We start from the raw sequence: 13,881 nt of genomic DNA on the forward strand, positions 1-13,881 counted from the left end.
CGCTCCACCAGCTCGAAGCGGCCGTCGATCACTCTGCTCACACGCACCCCTGTACTCGGGTCCCCGGGGCGGTGGCGGCCGGTGGGCCGGCCCCGCCCACATCTCCGTACACGTTCACCTGGTAGCGCCCTGACACTTCGTACGGATCCGGCGGCAGCCACAGCCCGGGGCCGGTGTCGTCGTCCGCGCCGGGGGTGACGAGATCCGTCAGCTCCTCACGGATCAGTACGAGTTCGGCGCGCAGCCGCTCGCGCTCCGCCGGCGCCGGAACGCCGCGCAGCCCGCGCTGGGCCTCCCGGAGGGCCTCCTCCAGGATCACCTCGGCCCGGGCGGCGCCCCACGCCGTCCGCACCTGACGGGCCCGCGCGCGCAGGGAGCGGGCGGCCGCGCCGTGGTCGCCGACCGAACGCCACAGGTCGGCGGCGCGTTCGTAGGCCCGGGCCGACTTCTCCGGCGCCCCGGCCGTACCGAGGGCGTGCGCGGCCCGGTGGCTCAGGGCCGCGCCGTGGCGGCTGTCGGCCCGGAGCCGGGCCTCGGCCGCCGCGAGGGCGTACTGCCGGGCGGCCCGTTCGGGCTCGCCCAGGCGCAGCGCGCAGAAGGCGAGCCAGGCCCTGGCCCGTACGCGAGCCGCCTCGTCCCCGTCCCGCGCGGGCCCGGCCAGGACCTGCTCCAGGACGGCGGCGGCCTCCTGCCACCGGCCGCGTGCCGCGTGGGCGGAGCCGAGGCGCAGCCGGGCGAGGGCGCCGAGACGGGGGTCCTCGCCGGAGCGGTCGGACAGGCGGACGGCCTCGGTGAGGAGGGACACGGCCTCCTCGTCGCCCGGGTGGCCCGGCCCGCCGTCCTTGTCGTCACGGCCCTTCCCGCCGTCCCCGCCCCGCGGGTCGAGTCCGTCGCTCGTCTCCGGTCCTTCGAGCGTCCGCGCGAGCGCGAGACGGAGGCGGGCCCGGTCGGCGGCCCGGAGCAGGACGTTCTCCTCGCCGGAGCCGACGGCGGTACGGAGCACGGTGGCCGCCTCCGTCCGTGCCCCGGTCGCCCGGAGCACCCCGGCGAGCAGCAGCTCGGCCTCCGTGGGCGGCCAGGGCCGTCCCGAGGCGCCGTGGTCGGCGACCGCCGCCCGAAGGTGGGCGAGGGCCGCGGGCGGGTCGTCCGGCGCGGTGACCCGCCCGAGGAGCGCGCGGGAGTCGGAGAGAGGGCCGAGGACGGCGGGGTCCGCGCGGTGCGGCAGGGCGAAGGCGACTAGCCCGGCGAGGTCGCGGCCCAGGGCGGCGGCCTCGGCAGCCGGGTCGGGCGTCGTGTCGAGGAGGTCGGCGCGGGCCCGGCAGCGCAGCAGGAGGACCGTCGCGGTCTGGGCGACGGTGGCGCGGCCGGCCGCGTGCAGGCCGGCGGCCCGCTCGCCGAGTTCCGCGAGTCCGGCGCAGACCGTCACCCCCGGCTCCGGGCCGGTGAGGAGCGCCCGGGCCCGGGAGATGAGCGCCTTGCCGAGCTGGCCGGACCGTTCGTGCAGTTCGGCGGCGCGCGAGAAGAGGGTCTCGGCGGCGGGCCGCGCCCCGCCCCGGCAGTCGAGGGCGGTCGCGTCCAGCGCGTCGGCGTGGTCCGCGGGCGTGATGGCCCCGCCCGCCCGCCGCAGGGCGGTCGCGGCCCGCTCCCAGGCCCCGCCCGCCGAGGGGTGCCCGCCGGCGGCGGAGAGCCGCCGGGCCCGGTCGAGCAGGGCGTGCGGGTCCTCGGGCTCACCGCCGCCGGGCCCCCGGTCGTACGGACGCGCGTCGGACGGGGGGCTGGTCATGCGGGGTACTCCGGGAACGGGAGGTGGAACGGCGGCACACGGGGACGCATACGTATCGGCGACGCATACGTATCTGCACGGATGGATGCGCATGCATGGAGGTCGCGACGACTCTCGCAGACGCCGGCCGCCCCGCACATCCGTAGAACTACGGAAGAAACGTGTAACCCGCCGGGCACCCTCCACCCCCCTCCACACTCTCTCCCACCACGCCCCCTCCGACTCCCCCCGGCCCCTCCGGACTCCCTTCGGACTGCCTCCGGACCGCCTCCCTGCTCCTTCCCGGTCCCTCTCCCGGCACCGCCCGGAATCGGACGGCCGCACTGCGCAGAGCCCGTAGTCAACGACTCCGCTAGGGTGATTCGGTAGGGATTGCGCCCTCTGGGGCCAGGCCGATGCGTAGGTCGATGCGTTGAAGACTCATCAGTCGTCGAGCAGGGTTCCGCAGCCGCCCAGGGCGGCCGTCGGGGACGCGGGCGTGCTCCGCGAGCTGCTGCCCATCGCCCTCTGGCGGGAGGACGCCGAGGGCCGCATCGTCGAGTGGTCCCTCGCCGCCCAGGACCTCCTCGGGCACCGGCCCGAGCACGTGCTCGGGCGGCTCGCCACGCCGCTCCTCGTCCCGGACGCCAACCGCGACCTGGCCAAGCGGCTCACCCAGCGGGTCCAGTCGGGCGAGACCATGGTCGGCACGCTCCCCGTCCGCCACCGCGACGGCCACTCCATCGCGATGGAGATGTGGATCGTGCCCGCCGCCGACCCCGACGGGCGTCCGGGGGCCATGCTCATCGCGGTGGAGACCTCCGAGGTCCTGCGCATGCGGGAGAACCTCGCGGCGATGGAGAGCCTCTTCACCCAGTCGCCCATCGGCCTCGCCCTCCTCGGCCCCGACCTGCGCTTCCTCCGCGTCAACGACGCCCTCGCCCGGATGAACGGCGTCCCGGCCGCCGCCCACGTCGGCCGCCGCCTCACCGAGGTCGTGCCCGGCGTCAACGCCGTCTCGCTCGAATCCCTGATGCGCCAGGTCCTCGACAGCGGAACGGCCGTCGTCGACGCCCGCAGAGTGGGCCGCACGCCAGCCGACCCCGACCGCGACCACATCTGGTCCTGCTCGTACGCACCCCTCAGCGACCCCACCGAGGAGCCCCTCGGGCTCATCGCCTCCCTCGTCGACATCACCGAGAGCCAGGAGGCGCACATCGAGGTCGAGCGGGCCCGGCACCGCTTCGCGCTGCTCGCCGAGGCCGGCGCCAAGATCGGCACGACCCTCGACCTGGAGCAGACGGCCGAGGAGGTGGTGCGCTTCCTCGTGCCCCAGCTCGCCGACTCCGCCGACGTACAGATGCTGGAAGCGGTCCTCGAACCGGACGACCCGGCCGCCTCCACGCGAGGAGTGCTGCGCCGCCTCGCGGCCGGCTTCCCCGACCCGACCGCCCCCACGTCCCTGCTCACCGCGGGCCAGACCTTCCAGCTCCCGCTGGACTCCGTGTACGAGCAGGTCGTTGCCAGGGGGAGACCCACGAACCTCTACACCTCCGACCTCCCGGCGCTCTTCACCGACCCGCGCACCGAGGCGCTCCGCACCTACTTCGCGACCCGCATCGGCTCGGCACGCCTCGTCCCCCTGGTGGCCCGGGGCAAGGTGCTCGGCGCGGTCACGGTGACGCGGCTGCGGACCCGCGAGGCCTTCGACGAGCAGGACTGCGTCCTCATCGACGAGGTCGTGGCCCGCGCCGCCCTCAACATCGACAACGCCCGCCTCTACACGACCCAGCGGGAGGCGGCCCTCACCCTCCAGCGCAGCCTCACCAACAGCGCGTTGCCCGCCGTCACCGGACTCGAACTCACCGGCCGCTACCTGCCCGCGAGCGCCCATGACGTCGGCGGCGACTGGTTCGACGTCATCGCCCTCCCCGGCGGCAGGACGGGCCTGGTCATCGGTGACGTCATGGGCCACGGCATCCACGCGGCGGCCGTCATGGGCCAATTGCGCACCGCCGTACGGACCCTGGCCCGGCACGACATCGACCCGGCCCGGATGCTCAGCTCGCTGGACGCCGTCGTCGCCGATCTCGGCGAGGACGAGATGGCCACCTGCGTGTACGCGGTCCACGACCCCGCGACCGGGAGCTGGGTCATCGCCCGCGCCGGGCACCCGCCGCCCGCGCTCGTCACCCCGGACGGCACCATCACCTTCCTCGAAGGCCCGCCCGGCACGCCCCTGGGCACGGGATCCCGCGACTTCGGCACGGAAGAGGTCGCCCTGCCCGACGGCGGCCTCCTCGTCCTCTACACGGACGGCCTCATCGAGGCCCGCGACCGGGACCTCGACGAGGGGATGAGCCAGCTCGCCCACGCGCTCCGGGACCTCGACCGGCCGCTGGACACCCTCTGCGACGAGGTCCTCGCGCAGCTCCTCGCGGGACCGGCCCAGGACGACGTGGCGATCCTCATGGCCCGCACGCGGACGACCCACTGAGACCCACGGGCGGGGCGGTGTCCCCGGGCCACCGTGAAGCCGGCGGGCTCAGAGCGTCACGACGGTCACCTCGGTCGCCTTGACCCCCGTCCACACCGGCACCCCGTCCGCGAGCCCCAGCTCGGCCGCCGCCTGCGGGGTGATCTCGGCGACGAGGTCCGGGGCCCGGTCGGACGTCACCAGGACCCGCAGCCGGCTGCCGCTCGTGGTGATCTCCCGCACGGTTCCGGGCCAGACGTTACGGGGACTGCCGCCCGGCTTCTCGCGGTGCACCGCCACCGCCTCGGGCGCGATGATCGCGAGCGCCCGTGTGCCGGGCGGCGGCGGCTCGGCCGCCACCAGGGCGCCGCCCCCGTCGAGAGCGAGCCCTTCGGCGCTCGCCGCCCCCGGCCACGCGTTGCTGCCCAGCATCCTGGCCACCCACGGCGACCGGGGGTGGCGCGACACCTCGGCGGGGGAGGCGTCCTGGAGGGTGCGCCCCTCTTCGAGGACGAGGACCCGGTCGGCCAGGGACACGGCCTCCACGGGGTCGTGGGTGACGATCAGGCAGACACCGCCGAACCCGGCGAGATGGCTGCGCAGGGTGTGCCGCACATGGGCCCGGGTCGTCTGGTCGAGCGCGGCGAGCGGCTCGTCGAGGAGCAGCAGCCGGGGCCGGACGGCCAGCGCACGGGCGAGGGCGACGCGCTGGGCCTGGCCGCCGGACAGCTGCGCGGGGCGGCGGTGCGCCAAGTGCCCCACGCCGAGCCGGTCGAGCCAGGCGCGGGCGGCCCGCCGCGCCTCGGCGCGCGGAACGCCGTGCGCCCGCAGGCCGTACGCGGTGTTCGAGAGCGCCGACAGGTGCGGGAACAGCGCGCCGTCCTGCGGCACCCACGCGACCTGCCGCCGGTGCGGAGGCAGACCGGTGACGTCGGTGTCGCCGAGCCGCAGCACGGCGTGGGCGCGGGGGGTGAGGCCGAGGAGGGCCCGGAGCAGGGTCGTCTTGCCGGCGCCGTTGGGGCCGACGACGGCGATGGTGGTGCCGGGTTCGGCGTCCAGGGTCAGCTCGGTGAAGCCGTCGACCTCGGCCCGCAGCGCCCAGCGCCCGCCGTCGGGCTCCGGGCCGGGTCCCGGTTCGAGAGTGGGTTCCGGGTCGGGGTCGGGGCCGGGATCGGGATCGGCGGTCGGGGCCGGCGGGGTCCGCCGGGGCGACGCGGCCGGTGTGCCGGTCCAGCGGCCGCGCAGGGCGACGAGTACGGCCATGGCGATGGCGAGCAGCAGCAGCGAGACGGAGGTCGCGGCCTCGGGTTCCTCCTGGAGCAGGAGGTACACGTGGAGCGGCAGCGTCTGTGTGGTACCGGGCAGGTTGCCGGCGAAGGTGATGGTGGCGCCGAACTCGCCCAGCGCCCTGGCCCAGGTGAGCGCGGCGCCCGCGAGCAGCCCCGGGGCGACCATCGGCAGGGTGACGGTGAAGAAGACCCGTACCGGCGAGGCACCGAGGGAGGCCGCCGTCTCCTCGTAACGGGGACGCAGCCCGCCGAGCGCGCCCTCCAGGCTGATGACGAGGAACGGCATCGCCACGAACGTCGCGGCGAGGACCGCACCCGAGGTGTGGAAGGGAAACGTGACGCCGAAGGTCGACTCCAGCCACGGCCCCAGGAGTCCGCGCCGCCCGAACGCGAGGAGCAGTGCCACACCCCCCACGGTCGGCGGCAGCACCATGGGCAGCAGGACGAGGGAGCGGACGATCGCCTTCCCGCGGAACGGCACCCGCGCGAGCAGCCAGGCCAGCGGGACGCCGAGCAGCAGCGACAGACCGAGCGACCAGAAGGAGACGACCAGCGACAGCCTCAGGGCCTGCACGGTGCCCGGATCCGTCAGGTGCGCGGCGAAGGCCCCCCACTCCGTACGTGCCAGGACCCCGACGAGGGGCAGGACCAGGAACGCCACGGCGAGCACCGCGGGGACGGCGAGGACGACGGGCGTGCGCGGGCCGTGACCGGAGGGGCGGACGCTGAGGCGTTTCATCGGAGTTCCCTGGGACAAGGTGGGGTGGGGGCTGTCCGTCCCCCCGGACGCGGACAGCCCCCACGGAGTGCTCCGGGACTCCGTCCGATGGACGAGGCCGACGCCCCGGAAGACCGTGGATCAGGCGCGGTCCGAACGGATCACACGCCGTCGGTGCGCATCACGCGGGCGATGGCAGTGGTGATCACGCGCGGGCGATGGACGAAGGGATCACGCACGGGCGAGGGAGGCGGTGATCACGCACGGTCGATGTGGACGCTGGTCGACTTCACCCGGGCGGTGGCCTGCATGCCGACCTCGAGCCCCAGCTCCTCCACCGCCTCGCGGGTGAGGAGGGACACGAGCCGGTGCGGGCCCGCCTGGATCTCGACCTGCGCGGCGATGTCGCCGAGCTTGACGGCGGTCACGATCCCGGGGAAGGCGTTGCGGGCCGAGGTGTACGACTCGTCCTCGTCGCCCGTGCCGCCCTGGGCGATCTCGATCGAGAAGGCGGCCAGATCGCGGCCGTCGACGACCCGCCGGCCGCTCTCGTCGCGATGGGTCGCGACCCGGCCGGCGTCGGCCCAGCGGCGTGCGGTGTCGGGGCTGACGCCCAGGAGACGCGCCGCCTGCCCGATGGTGTAGGACTGCATGTGCGCCACGTTAGGCCGTACGCCCTCCTATCTCCAATGAATCGAGCCGTATCTCGGCGCATTCGCCAGCCTCGTTGGAGGAATGGACAACACACGGGTGCCGTGCGCTCAGGAGGCGCCCGACCTGCGCCCGACCGCCTCGACGAGGGGGAGCAGCCGGTGCGGCACCCGCTCGCGCAGCGCGATCTCGGTCCGGGTGCGGACCACCCCCGGAAGCCGGATCAGCCGCTGGATGACGTCCTCCAGGTGCCCGGCGTCACGGGCGACCACCCGGGTCAGCAGATCCCCGCCGCCGGTGATCGAGAAGGCCTCCACGATCTCCGGGACGCCCGCGAGCGCGTCGCCGACCTCGTCGAGGTGGCCCTGCGTCACCTCGACGTGGACGAAGGCGAGCACCGGGTGCCCCAGGGCGGCGGGGGAGAGGACGGGGCCGGTAGCCGTGATCACCCCGTCCCGCTCCAGGCGGTCGATCCGCGCCTGCACGGTGCCCCGGGCCACGCCCAGGACCCGCGCGTACTCGCGCACGCTCGTCCGCGGCTGCTCGATGAGGAGCCGCAGGATGCGGGTGTCGAGTTCGTCCACCGCCATGGCCGGTCGGCCTCCTTCGCTCCCAGGGGTCGGGATGTCCGGTTCTCGACTCTACCCAGGGCGTGGCCTGCGGCGACGCGCCGCCCGGCCCGCCGCCCGTACGTCTCCCGGCCGCTCAGTAGCCCTCGACGCCCAGCTCGGTGACGGAGGCGAAGAGATGCTCCCAGACCTCCGCGCCGGGCGCGTCCTCCGCCAGCGCCTCCGCGTCCACGGTGGCCATCGCCCGGAGGAACGTCTCCGGGCCCTCCTCGCCGGAGTACGGGTCCCAGCAGGCGCCCATGTGGCGGCGTACGCCCTCCAGGAACCGGACGAACGCCTCCAGATCGCGTACGAGGGGGAAGGCCGCGTCCCCGCCCGGACCGTGGCTGCCGTCGGGCTGCCGCAGGGCGACCGCGCCGGTCGCCGGGTGGACGAAGACCTCGCCGGGATCGCAGTGGCCGAGGTCGAACGCGCCGACGCGGAGCAGGCCGTCGGGGCCGGGGCCCAACAGCTCGTCGTCCACGGCGAACGAGGTGACGCCCGCGCTCCAGTGGTGGGGCAGGCCGACCTGGTCGAGCAGGGCCCGGGTCGGCGCGTGCGTGAGGGCCTCGGGGAGCTCGGCGGCCGGGACCCGGACGACCTGACCGTTCCCGAACACGTGCTCAAGCCGCCCGGCGGTGAGCGGACCGCTGCCGTCCCTCGGGCCGGAGAGGGCACCGACAGCGTCGCTGGGCATGAACCACGGCCCGCCGCCACCCGGCGCGGTCCACCCGCGCGGCCCCGATCCCGCCGCGGACGAGCCCGTCTCGTTCCCCTGGACCAAGACCACTCCGCGCGCGTCGAGGAACAGGAACCGTCCCCCGTCCACCACCGCGGCCGGTTCTTCCCAGGTCTCCGGGCAGTCGAACTGCCAGGGCTCGTCCGGGTCCACGTCGTCGAGGGGCTCGGCGGCATCCTCGGCGGGGGCGGCGCGCCGCTCCCCGGTCGCCAGGTCGAACCACGTCTCCTCGCACCACAGGGCCCACACCTTCACGAGCCGCCGACCCTCGGCCTCGTACACCTCGGCCGACCGGTCGCCGCTCAGGTTCGGCTCCGCCTCGTACGCGCCGACCGGCCGCCACCAGGCCCACACCGTCCGCCAGGGCAGCCCGGGTTCGGCGGCGGCCACCCGCTCCGCGTAGGCGTGGTGGCCCAGGACGGTCGCCGCGAAGTGCAGCCACGAGGCGAACTCGGCGGAGGACACGTCGGCGCCCCCGAATACGCCCTCGGCCTGGGTGAACACCTCGCGGCCCACGCCGCCGTCTCCTTCGGGCAGGGCGGTCAGCCGGGCGCGCAGTGCGGCGCGGTCGTGGCGGAGGACGAGGGCGGGGTCGTCGAGGAGGGTGCGGAGGTCTCGGTCGGTCATCCGAGCAGGGTGCCATCCGCCGGGACCGGTGCTCGTACCCGGCCCCGGATCCGGCGCCCCGGATCCCTCACCCCCCGGCGGACAATTCGGCGGTCAGAGCCAGCCGTTGCGGCGGAAGCCCCGGTGGATGACGACGCAGGAGACGGCGATGACGCCGAGGACCAGCGGGTAGCCGTAGGTCCAGCGCAGCTCGGGCATGTGCTCGAAGTTCATGCCGTAGACGCCGCAGACCATGGTCGGGACGGCGACGATCGCGGCCCAGGCGGTGATCTTGCGCATGTCCTCGTTCTGGGCGACGGTCACCTGCGCGAGATGGGCCTGGAGGATCGAGTCGAGGAGCGCGTCGAACGACGTGACCTGCTCCGCGACGCGGGCGAGGTGGTCGTTCACGTCCCGGAAGTACGCCCTGATGTCCGGGTCGATCAATGGCATCGGGTGGGTGGCGAGGTGCTGGAGCGGCCGGGCCAGGGGCGTCACGGCCCGCTTGAGTTCGAGGAGTTCACGCTTGAGCTGGTAGATCCGCCCGGCGTCCCGGCGGTCGGCCTGCTCGGAGAAGACCGCGCTCTCGATCGCGTCGAGGTCGTCCTGCACGGCGTCCGCGACGGCGAGGTAGTCGTCGACGACGTGGTCGGCCATCGCGTGCAGCACGGCGGAGGGCCCCTTGGCCAGCTGCTCGGGCAGGTCCTCCAGGGCCTCGCGCAGCGGACCGAGGGAGCCGTGGCCGCCGTGCCGGATGGTGATGACGAAGTCGGGCCCGACGAAGGCCATCAGCTCGCCCGAGTCCACGACCTCGCTGGTGGCGGTGAGTTCCTCGTGCTCGACGTAGCGGACGGTCTTGAACACGGCGAACAGCACGCCGTCGTACTCCTCGACCTTGGGCCGCTGATGGGCGTTGACCGCGTCCTCCACCGCCAGCGGGTGGAGCCCGAAGAGCTCGGCGAGCCCCGTGAACTCCTTCTCGTCCGGCTCGTGCAGACCGATCCAGACGAAACCGTCGCCCGCCTTGCGGACCTTCCGCAGGGCCTCCTCGGCCGAGCCGCGTCCGCTGCGCCGTACGCCGTCGATGTAGACCACGCAGTTGACGACCGCGCTGCCGAGCGGGGAGCGGGCCGGGTGGCTGAGGTCCACGGCACGCCGGTACGTCAGACGGACGGCTCTGCGCAGACGCTGGATCATGGACACGACGTGCTCCTTCGGCGGATCGACGCGCCAGTGTGCCACCGGCGGCGATGCCTCCGCGAGTGCCCGCCCGGCGGAGCCGCCCCCCCTACGGGGTGACGAGGTCCGTCGGATCGGTGTTGGCGCCGCAGAGGACCACGCAGACCGTCTCGCCGGGCTCGGGCCGGTATCCGGCGCCGGGGACGTCCGGTGCGTGACCGGCCACGGCGGCCAGAGCGGTGGCGGCGGCGTGCTCGACGGCGAGCCGGCGGTCGTCCCAAAGGGCCTGCCGGGCGCGGACGATCGCGGCGTCGGGCACGAGCAGGGAGCGGACGCCGTCCTGCTGGGCCGCGCGCACGGCGGTGGCGGAGACGCGGCGGGCGCCGAGGGAGTCGGCGGCGACGGAGTCGACCGCGACGTCGACGGGCCGACCGGCCTGAAGGGCCGCGTCGAGGGCGCGGCAGTTCTCGGGTTCGACGGCGATGGTACGGATGCCGTGGTGCCGGGCCGCGGTGGCGACCCCCGCGAAGAGACCGCCGCCGCCGACCGCGACGACGACGGTGTCGAGTCCGGGGACCTGCCGGCGGATCTCGTCGAGGAGCGTGCCCGCTCCGGCGGCGATCAGCGGATGGTCGTACGCGTGGGAGGCGAGCGCCCCGGTCGTCCGGGCGAACTCCTCGCAGGCCGCGAGGGCCTCGGCGTACTCCGTACCGACCAGCCGGACGTCCGCGCCGTACGCACGGAGGCGGGCCACCTTCACCCGGGGCGCGGTGGCCGGCAGGAAGACGGTGGAAGGGACGCCCTGGCGGGCGGCGGCCCAGGCGCAGGCGAGACCGGCGTTGCCGCCGGAGGCGATCGTGATCCCGGCGTCGGGGAGGGTGCCGGCCTCGCGGTGGGCGAGCAGGAAGTTCTGCGCGCCGCGCGCCTTGAACGAGCCGGTGTGCTGCATCAGCTCCAGTGCGAGGTGCACCCCGCCGGGCTCCGTGGGCCCCGCGAGGGCGACGGGCCGGACGTGACCGGCGACGCGGTCGGCGGCGGTCGTGATGTCGTCGTAGACGAGGGTGTGCACGGGGGCTCCTGCGGGTGCTCGGCCGGGGCGCTCGCGGACCCCGCTGGACGTACCCCGAACCTACCGCGACGCTCCGGGGCGACCGCACGCCGACAGCACGCCGGCTGTCGCGGTGGCGGGGCGGGGAAGGGGCGGAGGCGGAGGCGGGGACGTCCAGGCAGGACGCGACCGGTTGTCGCCGGGCCCGGCACCGGCCGTGCGTCACCGGCCATGCGCCACCGGCCGTTCGACACCCGTCACCGGCGACGCGTCGCGGATCACTCGTCACGGTGGATCCGGCCCGCGCGGCGGGCGGGCCCCGGGCCCGCTCGGGCAGCGTGAGCCCCATGAACACCCGCCGAGCGATGGTCGCTCTCCTCGCCGCGCTCCTCACCACCGGATGCGTGGCCGTCCCCGAGGCCCCGGCTCCGAGCTCCCCGGCCCGGCCCGCCGAGCTCGCCCCCGCCGCCGAACGCCCGCCGGCCGCTCTCCCGACCTGGCCGGAGCCCACCCAGGCCCCGCCCCGCGAGAACCTCATGCCCACCGAGCCGCGCCCTCCGCACCCACCCGCGCAGGCCGCCCCGCGACCGGAGGCGCCGGCTCGCCGCGCGACACCGGGGAAGAATCCGAAGAACCCAGGGAAGAGCCCGGGGAGGAACCCGAGGACGGCCCCGGCGCCCGCCCCGGCCGAGAGGCCCACCCGGAAGACGATCGTCCCGAGCACGAAGCCCAGGCCCGTCAAACGACACGTGCCGCGACCCGCGGCACAGCCCGCGGAGCGACCCGCCCCGCGCCCGAGGCAATCGTCGACCGACCGGACCCGGACCCCCGAGATGCGCGAGCTCTGCCGCCAGGCCCGGGCCATCGACGCCCCGATGGGCGCCGCAGAGCTGTGCAGGGGCATGTACGGCCGCTGACCGACCGGCCTCGCTTGACCTTGACACGGTGACAACGTCTTCACTGTGGCCGAGGAGGTGGTGTCCCGATGACCATGCCGAAAGCGGACACGAACACGAACACGACGAGCGCACTCCAGGCACTGGAGAACAGCAGCTCGTCGGTGCGGCTGCGGGCAGCGCTCGCGGTCGGTACGACCCCCGACCCACGGTCGGTGGACACGCTCGTCGAGCGGTGCGCGGTCGAGCCCGACTTCTCCGTGCGCGAGATGCTGACGTGGGCGCTCACCCGCCACTCGGCGGCCACGACGGTTCCCTTGCTGCTCCGGGAAGTCCGCTCGGAGGGTGCGCAGGCGCGGAGCCAGGCTCTGCACACCCTGTCCAAGATCGGGGACCGGCAGGCGTGGCCCGCGATCACTCGGGAGCTGCTGACCGACGTCGACGACGAGGTGGCGCGGAGCGCCTGGCGGGCGGCGGTCGTCCTCGTGCCCGAGGACGCGGAGGCCGAGCTGGCGGGAGTGCTGGCGACGCAGCTCGGGCGCGGCGAGCGGGAGACGCAGCTGAGCCTGAGCCGGGCGCTGATCGCGCTCGGCGAGGTGATCACGCCGGTGCTGCGCGCCGCGATGTCGGCGGACGCCGTCCCTCGCGTGCGGCACCACGCGATCGCCACGGAGAGTCTGTTGCGCGACCCGGATGCCGGGTTCGAGTTCGCGATCGAGGAGGCGAAGCGCGTCGTAGCCTTGGGCCCGACGAGCCACGAGGAGTCATGAGGGGTCGCAAAGGGTGTTGATCGGTGATGTGGCACGACTCTCCGGGGTCAGCGCCCGCATGCTCAGGCATTACGAATCGCTCGGCCTGGTGCGCCCGACGGGTCGCACCGACGTCGGCTATCGGGAGTACGCGAGCGAGGACCTCCGGCGGATCTTCCACATCGAGAGCCTGCGGTCCCTGGGTCTTTCGCTGCGTGAGGTCGGCCGTGCGCTCGACGATCCCGGCTTCACGCCCGCGGAGCTCGTCGACGACCTGATCCGGCAGACACGGGAACGCATGGCACGGGAGACGGAGCTGCTCACGCGGCTCAGCCGGATCGGTGCCGCCGAGCCCAACGGCTGGGAGGACGTCCTCCAGATCACGGCGCTCCTCCAGGCGCTGGGGTCGACGAGCCCCCGGACGCGTCAGCGGGCGGCCCTGTCCTCGGTCGAAGAGGGTCCCGTGCCGGTGGAGGCCCTGATCGAGGCGGTACTGAGCGAGAAGGACCCGATCGTCGCCGGCGCCCTCCGATGGGCGCTGGCGCAATCGGGCGACGGCGGACTGGCGTTGCTTGCGGAGGCCCTCGACTCGCCCGCTGCCGCCGTACGGAAACGGGCCGTCCAGACCATCGCCGAGCTTCCGCACGACGAGGCGACCGCGCTGCTGCGGGACGCCCTCGCCGGCCCCGACATCGTGGTCCGCAGGTACGCGGCGGTGCAGCTCGGCGCGCGCGGAGTGGCCGACGCCGTCCCGACGCTCATCGACATGATCGCCGAGGACACGGACGACGTCGCCGCCGCCGACGCGCTGGGCGCGCTGGCGAGCCGTCCCGATGTGGCGGAGCGGATCGCCACCGGCCTGGTCGACCGCCTCGCCCACGGCACGTCCGCGTCGACCGCCCGCCGTCGCCTGACGGAGGCCCTCGCGGCCATCCCGGGGGCCACCACGTCCCGCGCCCTCGCGGACCTGTCACAGGACGAGGACCGCGCCGTCGCGCTGACGGCGACGTACATCCTCGACATGCGCAACGCGCCCCGGCCGGTCAGGCGCACCTCGACGCCACGCTGAAGACGGCGGCCCGGCATCCTCCGTCCGGCAGGCACCGGTGGCGAAGGCCGAACCGGCCGCCCCGATGGCGACGAGCTGCCCTTTCCCGGGT

At 74.9% G+C, this 13,881-nt stretch carries 11 protein-coding genes; 4 read left to right on the top strand and 7 right to left on the bottom strand.

Features of this window, described 5'->3' with window-relative positions; genetic code table 11:
• Window positions 1-37: 37 nt before the first annotated feature.
• Complete coding sequence (locus ASC82_RS05615) at window positions 38-1,783, bottom strand: tetratricopeptide repeat protein (RefSeq protein ID WP_056642416.1); 1,746 nt, start codon at window positions 1,781-1,783, stop codon at window positions 38-40.
• A 412-nt stretch (window positions 1,784-2,195) separates the two neighbouring features.
• Between ASC82_RS05615 and ASC82_RS05620 the strand changes: the two genes are divergently transcribed.
• Entirely contained in the window at window positions 2,196-4,259 is a 2,064-nt protein-coding gene (locus tag ASC82_RS05620; RefSeq protein ID WP_056642420.1) for a SpoIIE family protein phosphatase, read from the top strand.
• Window positions 4,260-4,307: 48 nt separating this feature from the next.
• Here ASC82_RS05620 and ASC82_RS05625 read toward each other — a convergent pair whose 3' ends face one another.
• From ASC82_RS05625 to ASC82_RS05650, 6 genes are all read right to left on the bottom strand, one after another.
• Window positions 4,308-6,266 (bottom strand): ABC transporter permease, encoded by a 1,959-nt coding sequence (locus ASC82_RS05625; protein WP_056642423.1) that lies wholly within the window; start codon window positions 6,264-6,266, stop codon window positions 4,308-4,310.
• Between the two features lie 236 nt (window positions 6,267-6,502).
• A complete protein-coding gene (locus ASC82_RS05630) occupies window positions 6,503-6,898 on the bottom strand; it encodes a helix-turn-helix transcriptional regulator (protein ID WP_056642424.1) in 396 nt (131 codons plus the stop codon).
• 108 nt (window positions 6,899-7,006) lie between these two features.
• Complete coding sequence (locus ASC82_RS05635) at window positions 7,007-7,486, bottom strand: Lrp/AsnC family transcriptional regulator (RefSeq protein ID WP_056642427.1); 480 nt, start codon at window positions 7,484-7,486, stop codon at window positions 7,007-7,009.
• Between the two features lie 115 nt (window positions 7,487-7,601).
• Complete coding sequence (locus tag ASC82_RS05640) at window positions 7,602-8,870, bottom strand: SUKH-4 family immunity protein (RefSeq protein ID WP_056642430.1); 1,269 nt, start codon at window positions 8,868-8,870, stop codon at window positions 7,602-7,604.
• A 93-nt stretch (window positions 8,871-8,963) separates the two neighbouring features.
• The gene (locus ASC82_RS05645) at window positions 8,964-10,046 is read right to left on the bottom strand and encodes a magnesium and cobalt transport protein CorA (protein ID WP_056643294.1); all 1,083 of its coding nucleotides are present in this window, start codon (window positions 10,044-10,046) and stop codon (window positions 8,964-8,966) included.
• A 91-nt stretch (window positions 10,047-10,137) separates the two neighbouring features.
• Window positions 10,138-11,097, bottom strand: coding sequence for a serine/threonine dehydratase (locus ASC82_RS05650; RefSeq protein WP_056642432.1), 960 nt, complete (start codon window positions 11,095-11,097; stop codon window positions 10,138-10,140).
• Between the two features lie 326 nt (window positions 11,098-11,423).
• Here ASC82_RS05650 and ASC82_RS30335 point away from each other — a divergent pair, with 326 nt between their 5' ends.
• The 3 genes from ASC82_RS30335 (at window position 11,424) to ASC82_RS05660 (ending at window position 13,790) form a co-directional block, all read left to right on the top strand.
• Window positions 11,424-11,993: a hypothetical protein gene (locus tag ASC82_RS30335; protein ID WP_157863441.1), complete on the top strand. Its 570-nt coding sequence runs from the start codon at window positions 11,424-11,426 to the stop codon at window positions 11,991-11,993.
• A 68-nt stretch (window positions 11,994-12,061) separates the two neighbouring features.
• On the top strand, window positions 12,062-12,742 hold the full coding sequence (locus tag ASC82_RS05655; protein WP_056642435.1) for a HEAT repeat domain-containing protein: 681 nt from the start codon (window positions 12,062-12,064) through the stop codon (window positions 12,740-12,742).
• 13 nt (window positions 12,743-12,755) lie between these two features.
• Window positions 12,756-13,790, top strand: a complete 1,035-nt coding sequence (locus tag ASC82_RS05660) for a HEAT repeat domain-containing protein (protein ID WP_079039066.1) — start codon at window positions 12,756-12,758, stop codon at window positions 13,788-13,790.
• Window positions 13,791-13,881: the final 91 nt, after the last annotated feature.

The organism is Streptomyces sp. Root431, assembly GCF_001426585.1.
Classification (GTDB): Bacteria; Actinomycetota; Actinomycetes; order Streptomycetales; family Streptomycetaceae; genus Streptomyces; species Streptomyces stackebrandtii.

Coding starts and splice junctions, on each gene's coding strand:
- ASC82_RS05615 (WP_056642416.1), bottom strand. CDS start 1,783: ATGACCAGCCCCCCGTCCGACGCGCGTCCGTACGACCGGGGGCCCGGC.
- ASC82_RS05625 (WP_056642423.1), bottom strand. CDS start 6,266: ATGAAACGCCTCAGCGTCCGCCCCTCCGGTCACGGCCCGCGCACGCCC.
- ASC82_RS05630 (WP_056642424.1), bottom strand. CDS start 6,898: ATGCAGTCCTACACCATCGGGCAGGCGGCGCGTCTCCTGGGCGTCAGC.
- ASC82_RS05635 (WP_056642427.1), bottom strand. CDS start 7,486: ATGGCGGTGGACGAACTCGACACCCGCATCCTGCGGCTCCTCATCGAG.
- ASC82_RS05640 (WP_056642430.1), bottom strand. CDS start 8,870: ATGACCGACCGAGACCTCCGCACCCTCCTCGACGACCCCGCCCTCGTC.
- ASC82_RS05645 (WP_056643294.1), bottom strand. CDS start 10,046: ATGATCCAGCGTCTGCGCAGAGCCGTCCGTCTGACGTACCGGCGTGCC.
- ASC82_RS30335 (WP_157863441.1), top strand. CDS start 11,424: ATGAACACCCGCCGAGCGATGGTCGCTCTCCTCGCCGCGCTCCTCACC.
- ASC82_RS05655 (WP_056642435.1), top strand. CDS start 12,062: ATGACCATGCCGAAAGCGGACACGAACACGAACACGACGAGCGCACTC.